14 protein-coding genes are annotated in these 14034 nt (G+C 58.5%); 1 reads left to right on the top strand and 13 read right to left on the bottom strand.

The annotated features are described in order from the left end of the window. Window positions 1–5: 5 nt before the first annotated feature. The 13 genes from CFA77_RS04105 to CFA77_RS04045 form a co-directional block, all read right to left on the bottom strand. On the bottom strand, window positions 6–731 hold the full coding sequence (locus CFA77_RS04105) for a hypothetical protein (RefSeq protein ID WP_206992372.1): 726 nt from the start codon (window positions 729–731) through the stop codon (window positions 6–8). Window positions 732–893: 162 nt separating this feature from the next. Then, window positions 894–1316, bottom strand: coding sequence for a Fur family transcriptional regulator (locus CFA77_RS04100; RefSeq protein WP_206993166.1), 423 nt, complete (start codon window positions 1314–1316; stop codon window positions 894–896). Window positions 1317–1401: 85 nt separating this feature from the next. Beyond that, on the bottom strand, window positions 1402–2289 hold the full coding sequence (locus CFA77_RS04095) for a dienelactone hydrolase family protein (protein WP_206992371.1): 888 nt from the start codon (window positions 2287–2289) through the stop codon (window positions 1402–1404). A 77-nt stretch (window positions 2290–2366) separates the two neighbouring features. Beyond that, window positions 2367–2825: a ribosomal protein S18-alanine N-acetyltransferase gene (rimI, locus tag CFA77_RS04090; protein ID WP_206992370.1), complete on the bottom strand. Its 459-nt coding sequence runs from the start codon at window positions 2823–2825 to the stop codon at window positions 2367–2369. Then, window positions 2825–3469, bottom strand: a complete 645-nt coding sequence (tsaB, locus tag CFA77_RS04085) for a tRNA (adenosine(37)-N6)-threonylcarbamoyltransferase complex dimerization subunit type 1 TsaB (RefSeq protein ID WP_206992369.1) — start codon at window positions 3467–3469, stop codon at window positions 2825–2827. Before tsaB ends, rimI begins: the two co-directional genes overlap by 1 nt. A 6-nt stretch (window positions 3470–3475) precedes the next feature. Continuing rightward, window positions 3476–4075, bottom strand: coding sequence for a malonic semialdehyde reductase (locus CFA77_RS04080; RefSeq protein ID WP_206992368.1), 600 nt, complete (start codon window positions 4073–4075; stop codon window positions 3476–3478). Between the two features lie 97 nt (window positions 4076–4172). After that, window positions 4173–4751: a NifU family protein gene (locus CFA77_RS04075; protein ID WP_206992367.1), complete on the bottom strand. Its 579-nt coding sequence runs from the start codon at window positions 4749–4751 to the stop codon at window positions 4173–4175. Between the two features lie 82 nt (window positions 4752–4833). Beyond that, window positions 4834–5835, bottom strand: coding sequence for a hypothetical protein (locus CFA77_RS04070; RefSeq protein ID WP_206992366.1), 1002 nt, complete (start codon window positions 5833–5835; stop codon window positions 4834–4836). A 251-nt stretch (window positions 5836–6086) separates the two neighbouring features. Beyond that, a complete protein-coding gene (locus CFA77_RS04065; protein WP_206992365.1) occupies window positions 6087–6542 on the bottom strand; it encodes a copper chaperone PCu(A)C in 456 nt (151 codons plus the stop codon). 98 nt (window positions 6543–6640) lie between these two features. Next, window positions 6641–7678: a tryptophan--tRNA ligase gene (gene trpS, locus CFA77_RS04060; RefSeq protein ID WP_206992364.1), complete on the bottom strand. Its 1038-nt coding sequence runs from the start codon at window positions 7676–7678 to the stop codon at window positions 6641–6643. A 24-nt stretch (window positions 7679–7702) separates the two neighbouring features. Then, on the bottom strand, window positions 7703–9259 hold the full coding sequence (gene murJ / locus CFA77_RS04055; RefSeq protein ID WP_206992363.1) for a murein biosynthesis integral membrane protein MurJ: 1557 nt from the start codon (window positions 9257–9259) through the stop codon (window positions 7703–7705). Between the two features lie 22 nt (window positions 9260–9281). Next, window positions 9282–12134, bottom strand: a complete 2853-nt coding sequence (locus tag CFA77_RS04050) for a [protein-PII] uridylyltransferase (RefSeq protein WP_206992362.1) — start codon at window positions 12132–12134, stop codon at window positions 9282–9284. Window positions 12135–12246: 112 nt separating this feature from the next. Further along, the gene (locus CFA77_RS04045) at window positions 12247–12711 is read right to left on the bottom strand and encodes an Lrp/AsnC family transcriptional regulator (protein WP_206992361.1); all 465 of its coding nucleotides are present in this window, start codon (window positions 12709–12711) and stop codon (window positions 12247–12249) included. 112 nt (window positions 12712–12823) lie between these two features. Between CFA77_RS04045 and CFA77_RS04040 the strand changes: the two genes are divergently transcribed. Next, the gene (locus CFA77_RS04040) at window positions 12824–14026 is read left to right on the top strand and encodes a methionine gamma-lyase (RefSeq protein WP_206992360.1); all 1203 of its coding nucleotides are present in this window, start codon (window positions 12824–12826) and stop codon (window positions 14024–14026) included. Window positions 14027–14034 lie beyond the last annotated feature (8 nt).

The following is a 14034-nucleotide window of genomic DNA, read 5'->3' as shown; positions in this document are numbered from 1 at the left end:
CCGCCTTAGCGCGGCAATCCAGACATGAGCTGCGGCCGTTTTCGTCTCACCTCGAAATCTGCCTCGGCTTCTGCGCTCGCAAAGAAGAATTCCGTTTTGACGATATTGGCGGAATAGCGCCGTGAAATGGTTCGGAATGCTGCGCGGGCTTCCAGATCGATCGAGAAGCTGGAAACATAGCTCATCCCCCAGCGCGGCTCAGTTCGGATGAAATAGCTCTGTTCGTAGCGGGTCAGCTTGCCGCCTTCTGGCCCGGCGACCGGATGCGGGAGTCGGTAGTCAATGCGCAGAAATCGCTCTCCCACCGGATCGAGCCATGCCGAAGCTTGCAAGCGCTCGGCGGCCCAGACATCGAACTCACCATCATTGGTCGAGGGATGATGCCTGAACGCGACCCGCCAAGCATGCCCCATATCCTGGACCTGCACCTGCTGCCCCATGCTCGCTCGGAGGTCATCCGGGAACAGTCGCCCATCTGGTGCAGCTTCGTTGGCCCAGTTTGCCGCGACCTCTTCCAACTCATCGTCTTCGCCTTGCCATGACACGATTTGCCAACGGGCATCCCTCTCTTTGCGGGGATCATACGAATATACGCGGCTGGCATGCTGGCTTTGCAGTTCGACGGTGAAGGCGGCGCGAAGCGTGCGCGGTGCCTCAGTTGCGCTCAGCGCCGCATTCAGCGGCGGCGCCTGCGTCATCATGATGAAGCTCGCGAGGAAAGCCAGAAACATGTCGAATTACCGTCCCGTAATCTGATTAGGTCCGGAATGCGGCTGATCTTGGGCAGCCTGCAAGGATTCACGCACCGGTCCAGACCAGTCAAAACTGAACAGCCAGTGTGGACGCTGAATACTTTACGGGACTTGAACGGGCTGCGTCGGGCAACCAAACTTCTATGAAGCCTGGTCGTCGTCCTGCAGTGGAATGCCATAGAGTTCGAGACGGTGATCAACCAGTTTAAAGCCAAGCTTCTTGGCAATCTCTACCTGAAGACGTTCGATTTCCTCGGAATGGAACTCGACCACTTCGCCACTCTTCACATTGATAAGATGGTCGTGATGTTCGTCAGGCACCTCTTCATAGCGTGCGCGACCATCGCGGAAATCATGTGCCTGAATAATGCCAGCATCTTCGAACAGCTTCACGGTCCGGTAGACGGTGGCCAGAGAGATCGACGCATCCATGGAGTTCGCACGCCGGTGCAGTTCCTCGGCGTCCGGGTGGTCTTCAGACGAGGATAGCACCCGCGCAATAATGCGCCGGGGCTCAGTCATCCGGAGACCTTTGTCTGCACAGAGTTTTTCGAGTCGATCCATAGCCATGTTTTGCCCTCACATTTCAGGGAAGTCCAGTCAGATAAGGTGTCAAACACACCAACAGGTGGTGCGATATCCGTCCCGGTCAGCCCAGATGCAGGTTGAAAAACTCCACGGTGCGGGCCCATGCCAGTTGTGCAGCTTCCTCATCGTAGCGGGAGGTCGTGTCGTTGTGAAAACCATGATTCACACCCGGATAGATATAAGCCTCGTATTCGGCACGGTTTTCATCCAGAGCCGCCTTGTAAACCGGCCAACCGCTATTCACACGCTCATCCAAGCCCGCCAGGTGGATCTGCAACGGCACTTTCACGTCTGCAGCCTCCTCAACCGTTGGCCAACCACCGTAAAACGGCACGGCTGCTGAGAGCCAAGGCTGACGCACTGCCATGAGGTTTGATACGGCCCCGCCGAAACAGAAACCCACACATCCGACCTTGCCGTTCACGGCAACATGGCCCCGCAGGAACTCAGCCGCTGCCATGAAATCCTGCACCATGGACTCGCGATCTCGCTTTGCCTGCATCGCGCGGCCATCATCGTCGTTTCCGGGGTAACCGCCGAGCGGGTAGAGCGCGTCAGGCGCGAAGGCGACATAACCCGCCCGCGCGGCACGGCGCGTCACGTCCTTGATGTGAGGATTCAGTCCGCGGTTTTCGTGGATTACAACGATGCCGGGCAATGCTTGCTCAGCCCCCGCCGGCCGCACGAAATAACCTTCCATCTTGCCGGCTCCGTTGGGGGAGTCGTAGAGCAGCATTTCCTCATACAGGCCGTCGTCACCTGGCTGGGTTTGCTGTTTCGCGTAGTCCGGCATCACACAGGCGGCGAGCGTCGAAACCGTCAGGCCGCCGACCGCATATTTGCTGAGGCCGGAAAAGAAGGCACGCCGCGACATGTCGCCATGACAATAGGCGTCGTAGAACTCGTACACTTCCTGTGGAATCTCTGCCGGGTCGGAATTGGTGGTCATTTGGATATCCTCCATGGCGGGTTCATCAGGAACATAATGCATTTTCGAGCGCCGCCCAAAGAAACTGAAAACAAGACCTACAGGCTCAGGGATCGGGACATCAGGATAGCATCCACAGGCACGTTTCGCGCGGCGCGGTAATAGCGTGGACGGCGACCATCTTCAGCGAACCCATGCGCCCGATAGAGTTCACGAGCGGGCAGGTTGTCTTCTGCTACATCCAGCATGATACGCGTGACGCCCCGTTCTCCCACACGCTTTACCAGCGCGCTGATCAAGCGACCGGCCAGTCCCTTCCGGCGCTGGTGCGGATCGGTCGCAATGGTCAGGATATCGGTTTCACCCGCCACCGTCTGGCCCATGACAAAAGCGGCCAATTGTCCATCGGAGAGGATGCCCAAGGTCAGCACGTTCGGGTCCTTGAGCAGATCGCGCATCGAAGCAGCGCTCCAGGCCTCGCTCTCACTAAAGGATTTCGCATGCAACAGGGCCACCTGCCCCGCATCGTCCGGTCGTAGCACCAGTAGGCCCGACATCAGGTTCTTGTTTCCGGCAGCTTCGCATCTGGCTCGCGCGCATAGACCGGCGCGGGCAGGTGCTGCGCGGGGTCGAACAGGGGCGCTTTCAAGGCCGCCGTCACGGCCGAAGGAATTAGGGGGCGGATGTCCAGCGCCTCTGCCATCTCCTCCAACGCCTCGCTCCCCTGCATGAAGATGGGAGCGTGAAACCCGGTCAGCATGGCCTTCAATTCGTCTAAGCCCACTTCCATCGTGCCGGCGAGGCCCTGATTGCCGGACACACCCTGCACCCACCATGTCTGCTCCGGCGGGCGCTTCTGCGCGGCTATGCAGCCAAGCACAGTGTCTTCCATTCCCGCGGGAATGGCGGCCTCGATGCTGGTCACGCCAATACAGGGAACTTCAGTCACAAGCGCCAGCCCGCGCGCATAGGCAACGCCAATGCGAATGCCCGTGAAACTGCCCGGCCCGGTCACCACAGCGATCCGGTCAAGCTCGGCTAGCGAGACGCCGGCCTCATCCAGCAAGCGCTCTACGAAGCCTGGCAACGCCTTGTCTTGTCCACGCGCCATGGTTTCGCGCGCATCGGCGAGAATTTCACCATCGCGTATAATGGCCGCTTCCATAGCCGAAAAGGCAGTATTCAGTCCAAGGACGAGCATGGCTTGCTAAACGATCCGACAGGCCTCATCGAAATGCAGACGCGGACTACGCGCAAAAATGGTCGATTTGTCGCCATATCCAAGATTGCAGATCCAGTTGGCGCGCCAGCTCTTTTCTTCACCATCCCGGTTCTCGAAGAATTCTTTGTTCACGGCGTCCATGTCGAAGCCGGACATCGGTCCTGTATCGAGGCCGAGTGAGCGCGCCGCCATAAGGAAATAGGCGCTTTGCAGCGACCCGTTCCGGAACGCTGTCTCTTCACGGTTGCTATCAAACCAGTGCTTGGCGCTAGGATTGTGCGGGAACAGTTTCGGGATTTTCTCCTGGAACTCCATGTCATATGCGATGATCACGGACCATTTGGCTTCCTTCACCTTTTGCTGGTTGCCCTGCGAGACGAGCGGTAGAAGTCGCTCCTTGCCTTCCGCAGAAGATACAAAGACGAAACGCGCCGGAGAACAGTTGGCGCTGGTCGGCCCCATTTTGGCAAGGTCATAGACAGCTCGAACCAGCACTTCCGGCACATCCTTGTCCTGGAACCCATTATAGCTGCGTCCATCCCGAAATATCACGTCGAGCGCATGGTCGTTGACCGGATGAGACATGACCTGTTTCCTTCTGTTCCTGAAATATGCTTCTGAGTCTTGCCGGGAAACGCCTGAACAATCAATGCGGTCGGCAGCAATCCAAATGTCGCGAAACCTACAGCACAGCCTCAACGGCGGTGACTTCCGGCACATAGGTCTTCAGCATGTTTTCAATCCCCTGCTTGAGGGTCATGGTCGACGATGGACAGCCCGCACAAGCGCCCCGCATCGACAAATGCACAATACCGGTATCCGGCTCAAATTTGTGAAAAATGATGTCTCCGCCATCTTGGGCAACAGCGGGGCGAACACGCGTCTCGATAAGTTCGCGAATTTCTTCGACGATCTCGGCAGCTTCGCCCTCATAACTGACATTGGCTTCAGCATCGGCCGACGGCGCTGCGCCCTCTTCCACCACCGGCAAGCCAGCCATGTAATGATCCATAATGGCGGCGAGCACCATCGGCTTCACATGTTTCCAGTCCTTGCCGGTATCCTTGTTGATCGACACAAAGTCGCTGCCAAGGAAAACCCGTTCCACGCCGTCGACTTGAAAGAGCGCACGCGCCAGCAAGCTCATTCGAGCGCTGGCCACATCGGGAAAATCAAACGGACCAGCATCGCCCGCCACAGGATGGCCGGGAAGGAATTTTACGGTGTCCGGATTCGGCGTTGGTTCTGTTTGAATGAACATGGCCTTGGGGGCCCTTTCTGGCTTGCGATCTTACCAATCCAGATGGCTCAGGCGAGGTGCAGGTTCAAGGGATAGCGTGAGATTACGGCGCAGAGGCGAGTTGCGTTTCCAATGCAGCAACATTCTCGAGTGCGCCCTCAGGGACCTGACCCAATGCTTCAGCCAGGTTTCGGGACGCATCCTGAGCTTCGCTGAGATAAAAGCCGATGCTTGCCAGATGATTGGCCATGAATGGGCCGTCACCGCTCTGGTTCGAAACGACCAACGGCTTCATCTGTGCCGCCCTGCTCCAAGCCAGTTCGGCGCGATCGAAGGCCGTACTGACCGAAGGCAGGCGCGCGAGGCGGGGCTCCGCAGTGCGTGCTGCGGCCAACATTTGCTGTGCGAGATGTGCACGGGCTTTCGCGCCGTAAAATGTCTCGATATCGACCCTGCTGGCTGGCCACTCAACAACGTCCTGATTGACCTGAACGGACAGATCGATCCGATCTGCTCCGGCCCAGTTCGCAAACAGAGTCGCTTCAGCTGCCAATTTGACTACCTTGTCTGGCGTTGCTGCCAGGCCACGGCCTGCGCGAGAGTCGTAACGGTTCAACGCCTCGGCTGCCGCAGTCAGACGCGGGCGCATGTCTTCGCCTTCCACCCCTTTCAAGAGGCGTGCAGCAGCCTTCAAATCTGAATCGACGTCGCCATCCTTGACCGTTAGATCCGCCAGAAGCGCAGTGTGTTGTGAAAGAGCATCTGCGGTTGCACGTTGCCAAGCGGGCATGGCGGTAAGCCGCGCTTGAGGGTGCCAATTTGCACGATCCCCTGCCCAGCCAGCACCTTCCAGCTCACGGGCGATTTTCACGATCGAGACACCAACTTCCGGCAAGGTCCAGTTCTGGCCCGCAACTTCGATACTGCTGTCATCGATCCGATTGGAGGCGACTGTCATGATGGGATACGCCGCCACTGCGCATACAACCGTGCCGACTTTCAGAAGCGTCACAGTCCGGCGCCACCAGCGCTGGGCAAACAACATGATGGGGCTAGGCTCAGCATAGTCGAATGTTACGAGATGATCGGAACCCAGCACAGTCACGACAGGACCTTCCTCCTGGTATGCCGCGGGGAGGCGACTATCAAATGCCATTCACTCTACCCTGTTTTCAATCACACTCACGCGGAACCTGTTGCGTTCAGGACACTATGCCGAGGTTCCGCGAATTTTAACAGTCTATTTACTGTTAAATATATGCAAGCATCATGCCTGCCCGCCAATTGGCCGGACGGCATGGTTTTGGAGGATAAATTTCAGGCAACTTGGGCGCAAAAAACTGCGCCTTGGTGAGCTTAATCGCCAAGTCCGCGGATTTCGGCTTCTGTGGTGAGGGTCGATTCGGAACCGTCCGAACCCGTCAGAGTGAGGACCAAGTCAACCGTCTCGCCAATCTCGATGTCAGGGCTGACGCCGAACAGCATCAAATGGGCACCCCCGCTTTCCAGCACCAGTGGCGCATCCTCGGACACGTCCAGCTGCTCGACCTTGCGCATTCTCATGACACCATCTTCCATGCTCATCGTGTGCAGTTCGACCGTATCGGCGATGTCAGTATCTGCGCCCACCAGCGCCATTGCATCACCGGTCACCGTAAGGGTCAGACCGCCTCCGGCAACATCGCGACCGGGCGTCGGCTTCACGATGTATGCCTCGCTCACGCTGACCGAGTTTTCACCCCCTTGAGAGGCTGGTGAACACGCTGCCAGGGTCGCAAGACCGAGGGATGCGACAAGTGCCATGATACGCATAGAAGAACTCCAACCGACTGAACGTTGCCCGAGAAGTAGGCCGACCGTCATCGGGGTCAATGGAGCGCGGCGCCGCAGGGGTACGCCGCACTCAGAGACTATGCCCCCCAGAACCCAACTCGCGTTCGAACATCTTCAATGATCGGCGCCGAGATCGCATCCGCACGCTCAGCACCATTTTTCAAGACGGAGTCGATAAACGCATGGTCATCCAGAATCTCACGATAGCGCTGTGTGATCGGCGCCAAATGGGCGACCGTCACCTCGGCCAGGGCCGGTTTGAAAACGCCAAATCCCTGCCCGCCATACTGCTTGAGCACACCCTCGACGGTCTCGCCTGCGAGTGCCGCATATATGCCGACAAGGTTCTCGACTTCCGGACGCCCTTTCAGGCCCTCCACGTCGCTTGGCATGTCTCCTTCAAGGTCCGTCTTGGCCTTCTTGATCTTCTTCGCAATCGTGTCAGCGTCATCCACCAGCGCAATCCGAGAGAGCTCAGACGGATCAGACTTGGACATTTTCTTCGTGCCGTCCTTCAGGCTCATGACACGCGCGCCCGGCCCCTTGATTAGCGGCTCCGGCAGCGGGAAAAAGCCCGGCGCGTCGTATTCCCGGTTAAAACGGTCGGCGATATCGCGGCTGAGTTCCAAATGCTGCTTCTGATCCTCGCCTACCGGCACATGCGTTGCCTTGTAGGCCAGGATGTCGGCTGCCTGCAGGACAGGATATGTGAACAAGCCAACCGACGCCCGTTCGGCATCCTTGCCTGCCTTGTCCTTGAACTGCGTCATCCGCTCGACCCATCCCATGCGCGCCACGCAATTGAAGATCCAGGCAAGCTCGACATGCGCCTTCACCGACGATTGCGCATAAATGATGGATTTCTTTGGGTCGACGCCACAGGCAAGGAACGCCGCTGCGATCTGGCGAGTCTGGCTCACAAGAGCTCCCTTCTCCACCGGCATCGTGATGGCGTGCAGGTCCACCACGGCGTACACTGCGTCCCAACCATCTTCCTGCAAATCCACGAACTTCTTCAGGGCGCCCAGATAGTTGCCCAGATGGAGATTGCCAGTTGGCTGGATGCCCGAGAAAATGCGCTGCGGGCCGTTATAGGATTCAGGTGTATCAGTCATGGGCAGGCGCTTTAGCGCGTTTGTCTAGCGCCGCAAAGCCTGTCGAATGTCAGAAATGCGGATTGCACCAGTCAGCAGGGCGGCAATCCCGTAAATCAGGCCGCCAGCCAGCACGATGGCGGCGGCCGAAACAATGCGCGAATTCCAGAGTTCGGCCCGGATCAGAGTGAGATTTTCCAGCATAAACCAAACCGCGCCCGACATGATCGCCGTAGCGACCGCAGCGCGGACGACCCCAGAGACGAGCCGCGCGCCGGGAACATACCAGCCGCGCCGCATCAGCGTCAGGGCCAGCAGCGCCGTGTTCACCCAGGCCGCAATCGAGGTGGCGATGGCAAGACCGATGAAGCCCGCCTGACCATTGGACTTCATCCAGAAGAACAGTCCCGCACCGAGCGCTGTGTTGATTACGACCGATATCAGCGCAAAGCGCATCGGTGTCCTGGTATCTTCCCGCGCGAAGAAGGCAGGCGCGAGCACCTTGATCAGCACGAAGGCGGGCACGCCCCATGCAAAATGAAACAGCGCATTTCCGGACATCGTGGCATCGGACGGCAGAAACTCGCCGCGCGTGAAGAAGGCGTCGATGAGGAAGACTGGCGCAATCATCAGCGCCGCGGCCGCCGGCAGGGTCAGCGCCAGGGCGAGGCCAATGCCCTCATCCATCGTCTGGCGGCTTGACCCGTCATCACTCGCCCGCGCGGCCCGGCTGAGACGCGGAAGGATGGCGACACCGACGGCCACCCCCACAAGCCCGAGCGGCAGCTGGTAAAGCCGGTCAGCGGCATAGAGCCAAGATTTCGCGCCGACTTCGAAACTCGCCAGCGACTGGCTGACGATGATATTGATTTGCGTACCGGACGCTGCAATCGTACCGGGAATGGCGAGCTTCAGCACTTTCTTCACGGCAGGTGTCATGCGGGGCCAGCCAATCAGGCTGAGACGTACTTTCTGCCGGTTGACGCCCCACCAGAGTGCTCCTGCCTGCAGCACGCCCGCAACAAAATAGGCCAGCGCCGCCGCCAGCGCGGTGCCTTTGGCATCCGGCGCCACGAAGGCAGCCGGGATCAGGGAGAGGTTCAGCAAGGTCGGCGCGCCCGCCGACAGGATGAATCGCTCAGCCGAATTCAGGACACCCGACAGGAGCGCCGCGATGGCCATGAAGGTCAGATACGGCATCGTGATCCGCGTCAGCAGCACCGCGAGGCCATAGCTTTCCGGATCATCCGCCTGCCCGCCATGGATCAGCAACAGGACCCACGGCATGAAAACCTGCGCAAGGATAGTCAGCGCCGCTGTCGCGGCGAACAAGACGCGGAGCGCCTCCTGTGCCACATCGCGCGCGGCTTCCGCCCCCTCGGCTTCCAGCGTGCGGGCATAGGTTGGCACGAAGGCCGAGGCAAAGGCGCCTTCAGCGAAGATACGGCGGAACAGGTTCGGGAATTGCTGCGCGGTCGCCCAGGCGTCGCCGACCGGCCCGGCACCAATCTTCGCGATCAGCAGAATGTCGCGAACCATGCCGAGGATACGGCTGCCCAAAGTCAGGGACGATTGCACCAAGGTATTGCGGGCGACGCTCATGCAGGAATCCCTGATCGCATTCTCAGAAACTGTCCACGGCGCGCGAACGCCTCAGCTTCCGGGCCGGTGTTTCCGGCGCATCGGGTTCATGCTGGCCCAATGCGTCAAGAAGACGATCCTTCAATGTCTCAATCTGGGCAGAGCCTGTCAGTTTTTTTCCGTCGCCCGTCTGAACATAAAACGCGTCAAACATGCGCTCGCCATAAGACCCCACATGAGCCGAGTGAATGGACAGGCCACTGTCAGCCAGTACGCTGGCAACATCATAGAGCAAGCCTGGTCGGTCTCGACCGGCAATATCGACCACCGTGTACTCGGTCGATACATCGTTCCGGATTTGCGCAGAAGGCTGCACAAGGAAGGCTGCCTGGCGGCGCCCAGTGCGGGAGGTTGCCAGATCCTTGACGCTGGCCCCATCCAACGTTTCCGCCAACGCCGTCTCGAGACGCCTCAGTCGCGTCTCGTCCTTTTGACCGAACGGCTTTTGCGCGGCGTCTTGCACCATGAAGATATCGACAATCCGTCCACTGCGGTTTGTGAAGACTTGCGCCGAAACGACGTTTGCACCGAGATTGGCCAATGTGCCGGCAAGGTCCGCAAACAGCCCAGCCCGGTCCTGTCCTGATACGAGCAGAGTGAGCGCACCGCCTTCCGGCGGAAAGCGGTAGCATACGACGTTGCCCGATCCTTTCAGGGCGGTTGCATGCCAGGTGAGCTCAGGCACATCAAAGCCCGTCCAATACGCTGTTTCCATTTCCAGCAGGACCGGCGGAATACTCCCTAAATCCTCAACCAGCGCTTCGCGCCGTGACTCGGCACGCCCCTCAAGATGCGCCTGCACACCCGCTTCATCGGCTCGACCCCCGCGCAGAGCAGCGGCTGTATTGTGATAGAGATCGGCCATCAACTGGCCTTTCCATGCGTTCCATACGCCGGGACCAACGGCTCGAATATCGGCTGCAGTAAGGATATAGAGCAATCGCAATCGCTCCAATGAGCCCACAAGATTGGCAAATTGCGTCACGGTGCGCGGGTCCGAAATGTCGCGCTTCTGTGCCGTTTCGCTGAGTTCAAGATGGTTGCCCACGAGCCAGGCAACAAGCTCAGTCTCGTCCGCAGGTATGCCAAGGCGTTGACAGGCGCGGGTCGACGTTTTCATGCCTTCAATCTGCTGGTCACCCCGTCCCTTGCCCGTGTCGTGCAACAACATGGCGAGGTAAAGCGCGCGGCGGTTTTCGATCAGCGGGAATATTTCGGTTGCAAGCGGCACGCGCTCAGCGTTGACCTGCTCCATCTCGGCAATTGCCTCAACTGCGCGGATTGTATGCTCATCCACCGTGTAGTGATGATACATGTTGAACTGTGTTTGCGCGACAATCCCGCCAAACTCCGGAATGGCCTTTCCCAGCACACCTGCTTCATTCATGCGGCGGAGAATCAAGGCAGGGTCCTTGCTGCCAATGACGGCGTCGAGGATCAGTGCGCGAGCTTCATCCGTACCCCGAACTTGTTCGTTGATGCCCCTCAGATTGCGTGTAATTGCCGATAGGGCATCGGGATGAATATCCTTGTTCTCACGCCGGGCAATGATGAAGAGCCGCAGCATGTTCAGCGGGTCACGCTTCATCACATCCTCTGATGTGATGCCGACCCGCCCAGAATCAATCACAAAACCAGGATCGTCCAGCGCCTGTGGTGTTTTTTGCGGCAGCAGGCGGCGAAACCCTTCAGGCTTTTTCTTCTGCTCCGCTTCCAGCTTGGCGGCGATAATTCGCGTCAATGCGCCAACGTCTTTTGCAACCAGAAAATAGCGCTTCATGAACCGTTCAACACCAAGCTGACCCGTTCTGTCGCGATAGCCCATACGCGCCGCAATTTCTGGCTGCAGGTCAAAACTCAGACGTTCCTCGGCGCGGCCAGTCACGAAGTGCAGATGACACCTAACCGTCCAGAGGAACTTGGCGGATCGTATAAATGAGCCGTACTCGCTCCGCGTAAAGGGGCCGCCTTTCATCACGTCTTCCAACGTTTGACCGCCGTAAATGTGCTTCACAATCCAGTAGAGTGTCTGCAGATCGCGAAGGCCACCTTTGCCTTCCTTGATGTTCGGCTCAACGACATAGCGCGCATCACCCTGGCGCGCATGCCGCGCATCGCGCTCAGCCAGTTTGTCGGCGATAAACTCAGCATCCTTGCCTTCGACGGCATCCTTTTTGAACTTGGCCTGCATCTCGTCGAACAGTGCCTGGTCGCCACACATGAAACGTGCATCCAGCAGGGATGTCTTGATGGTAACATCCTCTGCCGCCAATTTCACGCATTCGGCGGGCGTACGGAACGCATTGCCAACTTTGAGCCCCATATCCCACAGGGCATAGAGCATATACTCGATGACACTCTCCGTGTGCGGAGAGGCCTTGTATGCGCGCAGGAACAAAAGATCGGTGTCGGAGGACGGCGCCATCACCCCGCGACCGTATCCGCCCGTAGCAACAATCGCCAGGCGTTCGGCCTCTGTCGGGTTGCGAGCGCGGTGAACGTGCGTCGTGGTAAAATCATATAGTGCATGGATCACCTCGTCCTGCACCGCAGATAGAAGTCGCGCGGTGTCCAGCCCTTCGGCCCCCTGTTGCAAGCGCTCCTGTGCAATCATTCGGCCGCGAAACATGGCCCCGTGCAAATGGTCCAGTGCGGCCTTACGCATCGCCTGAGCATCGCCGAGGTTGTCGAGCGCCGCAGCGGTCAACTTCACACGAAGCGCGCGGCCATCAATGATGTTCGAAATACGCCATTTGCCCGGTCGGCGGCTCGTCCGATTGCGGGATTCAACAAGAGTGGGCTCTTGCGGTGACTGGTCGAGGGAATCTGTGCTCATCACTTGCCTATATAGCAGGTCCCTCCCCCGCGCCTATGCGGGATCACGGCGCAAGTACAGGAAGAGCCGGAATTTCATCAAATTTCAGTCGCTACCCGCCACAAACGGGTATTCAGGCCTGGATCTTGACGGGCAGCACTCGGGACTTCTTCACGACGCCATAGGCAAAACTGGTTTCAACCGACGAGATGCCCGGTAGCTTTTGAAACGTATGGCGTACTAGCTCCTCATATTCATCGAGTCCGCCGGTCACCACTCGCAACTGATAGTCCGATCCGCCCGCCATCAAATGGCAATCCAGCACTTCGGGCGTATCATGCACGATCCGCTCGAATTTCTGGATGGTGTCTTCGGTGTGGATCGACAAGCGAATGCGCACGAAACACGTAATGGGATACCCGCACGCCTTCTGATCAATCGTGGCGCAATAGCCCTTGATGATCCCCGCTTTCTCCAGGTTCCTGACCCTGCGCAGGCAGGGCGAAGGCGACAATCCGACCTTTTCGGCCAGATCCTGATTGGTCAGGCGGCCGTCCTCTTGTAAGGCGCGCACAATTTTAGCATCAATCTTGTCCATATAACCCCCAGTTGGTTATTTCTGCCAATCTCTGCTTCTTTATTGGCATAAATTGACAGCACATGTCCCAAGTGTGCTGCTAGATTGTGCGAACAGTTCAGGAGGTTTCCCGTTGCCACACGATACCGCTCGCTCTCACGGACCCGCAACGCGCGCCATCCACCATGGCTACGCACCTGCAAATCATTCGCACTCCCTTACTCCGCCCGTGCATATGACGTCTACCTTCGTTTTCCCTGATACTGCAACAGGTTCAGCACTTTTTGCAGGCGAAATCGAAGGGCACATATATTCCCGCATCTCAAATCCAACGGTCGCCTTGCTCGAATCGAGAGTGGCAAATCTCGAAGGTGCAGAGGCGGGGCTTGCAACCGCCAGTGGTATGGGCGCCATCTCCGCTACCTTGTGGACATTGGTAAAGCCAGGCGACGAAATTATCACCGACAAGACGCTGTATGGTTGCACATTTGCGTTCATGCGCGACGGCCTTTCGCGCTTCGGCGTGAAGGTCACTCATGTCGACCTGCGCGATCCAGACAATTTGCGCGAAGCGATCAGCGAGCAGACCCGGATCGTCTATTTTGAAACCCCGGCCAATCCGAACATGCGGCTGGTCGACATTGTCGCCGTTTCAGCCGTCGCGAAACAGGCCGGAGCGTTGACGGTGGTCGACAACACCTATGCGTCGCCCCTCCTGACCCGGCCAATCGAACTGGGCGCCGATTTCGTGATTCACTCAGCAACAAAGTACCTTGGCGGGCATGGTGATCTCGTCGCGGGCGTGGTCTGTGGCCGCGCAGACCTTATCCATGACATTCGAATGATTGGCGTGAAGGACATGACCGGCTCGGTGATGGCCCCACTGACGGCGATGCTGGTTATGCGGGGCCTGAAGACACTGCAACTGCGGATGGCGCGCCATTGCGAGAGCGGGCAGACCGTAGCGGAGTGGCTGGAGCGCCACCCTGCAGTTTCCGAAGTCTACTATCCCGGCCTCCCAAGTCATCCGCAACATGAGCTTGCGTGCTGCCAGATGAGTGCCTTTGGCGGCATGATCGCTTTTGAGCTGAAGGGGGGCTTCGAAGCCGGAACGGCCATGATGGACCAGCTCCGCCTGATTCAGCGCGCCGTCAGCCTCGGCGACGCGGAATCCCTGATTCAGCATCCTGCCAGCATGACCCACTCGACATACTCACAGGAAGAACGGCTGGAGCATGGTATCTCTGACGGCCTGGTCCGTTTGTCTGTCGGGCTGGAGGATTTGGTCGATATTCTCGCGGACCTTGAAAACGCTCTACCGACCAACGCACTTTAGCCGTCGTC

It is taken from the genome of Hyphomonas sp. KY3 (assembly GCF_017309975.1).
In the GTDB taxonomy this organism is placed as follows: Bacteria; Pseudomonadota; Alphaproteobacteria; order Caulobacterales; family Hyphomonadaceae; genus Hyphomonas.
The sequence above is the reverse complement of the archived record's forward strand: the minus strand, read 5'-3'. Positions and strand labels throughout refer to the sequence as shown.

Excerpts from the sequence above, each read along its gene's own strand:
- trpS (WP_206992364.1), bottom strand. The coding sequence starts at position 7,678 with ATGACTGATACACCTGAATCCTATAACGGCCCGCAGCGCATTTTCTCG.
- CFA77_RS04065 (WP_206992365.1), bottom strand. The coding sequence starts at position 6,542 with ATGCGTATCATGGCACTTGTCGCATCCCTCGGTCTTGCGACCCTGGCA.
- CFA77_RS04105 (WP_206992372.1), bottom strand. The coding sequence starts at position 731 with ATGTTTCTGGCTTTCCTCGCGAGCTTCATCATGATGACGCAGGCGCCG.
- tsaB (WP_206992369.1), bottom strand. The coding sequence starts at position 3,469 with ATGCTCGTCCTTGGACTGAATACTGCCTTTTCGGCTATGGAAGCGGCC.
- rimI (WP_206992370.1), bottom strand. The coding sequence starts at position 2,825 with ATGTCGGGCCTACTGGTGCTACGACCGGACGATGCGGGGCAGGTGGCC.
- CFA77_RS04095 (WP_206992371.1), bottom strand. The coding sequence starts at position 2,289 with ATGACCACCAATTCCGACCCGGCAGAGATTCCACAGGAAGTGTACGAG.
- murJ (WP_206992363.1), bottom strand. The coding sequence starts at position 9,259 with ATGAGCGTCGCCCGCAATACCTTGGTGCAATCGTCCCTGACTTTGGGC.
- CFA77_RS04080 (WP_206992368.1), bottom strand. The coding sequence starts at position 4,075 with ATGTCTCATCCGGTCAACGACCATGCGCTCGACGTGATATTTCGGGAT.
- CFA77_RS04100 (WP_206993166.1), bottom strand. The coding sequence starts at position 1,316 with ATGGATCGACTCGAAAAACTCTGTGCAGACAAAGGTCTCCGGATGACT.
- CFA77_RS04050 (WP_206992362.1), bottom strand. The coding sequence starts at position 12,134 with ATGAGCACAGATTCCCTCGACCAGTCACCGCAAGAGCCCACTCTTGTT.
- CFA77_RS04075 (WP_206992367.1), bottom strand. The coding sequence starts at position 4,751 with ATGTTCATTCAAACAGAACCAACGCCGAATCCGGACACCGTAAAATTC.
- CFA77_RS04045 (WP_206992361.1), bottom strand. The coding sequence starts at position 12,711 with ATGGACAAGATTGATGCTAAAATTGTGCGCGCCTTACAAGAGGACGGC.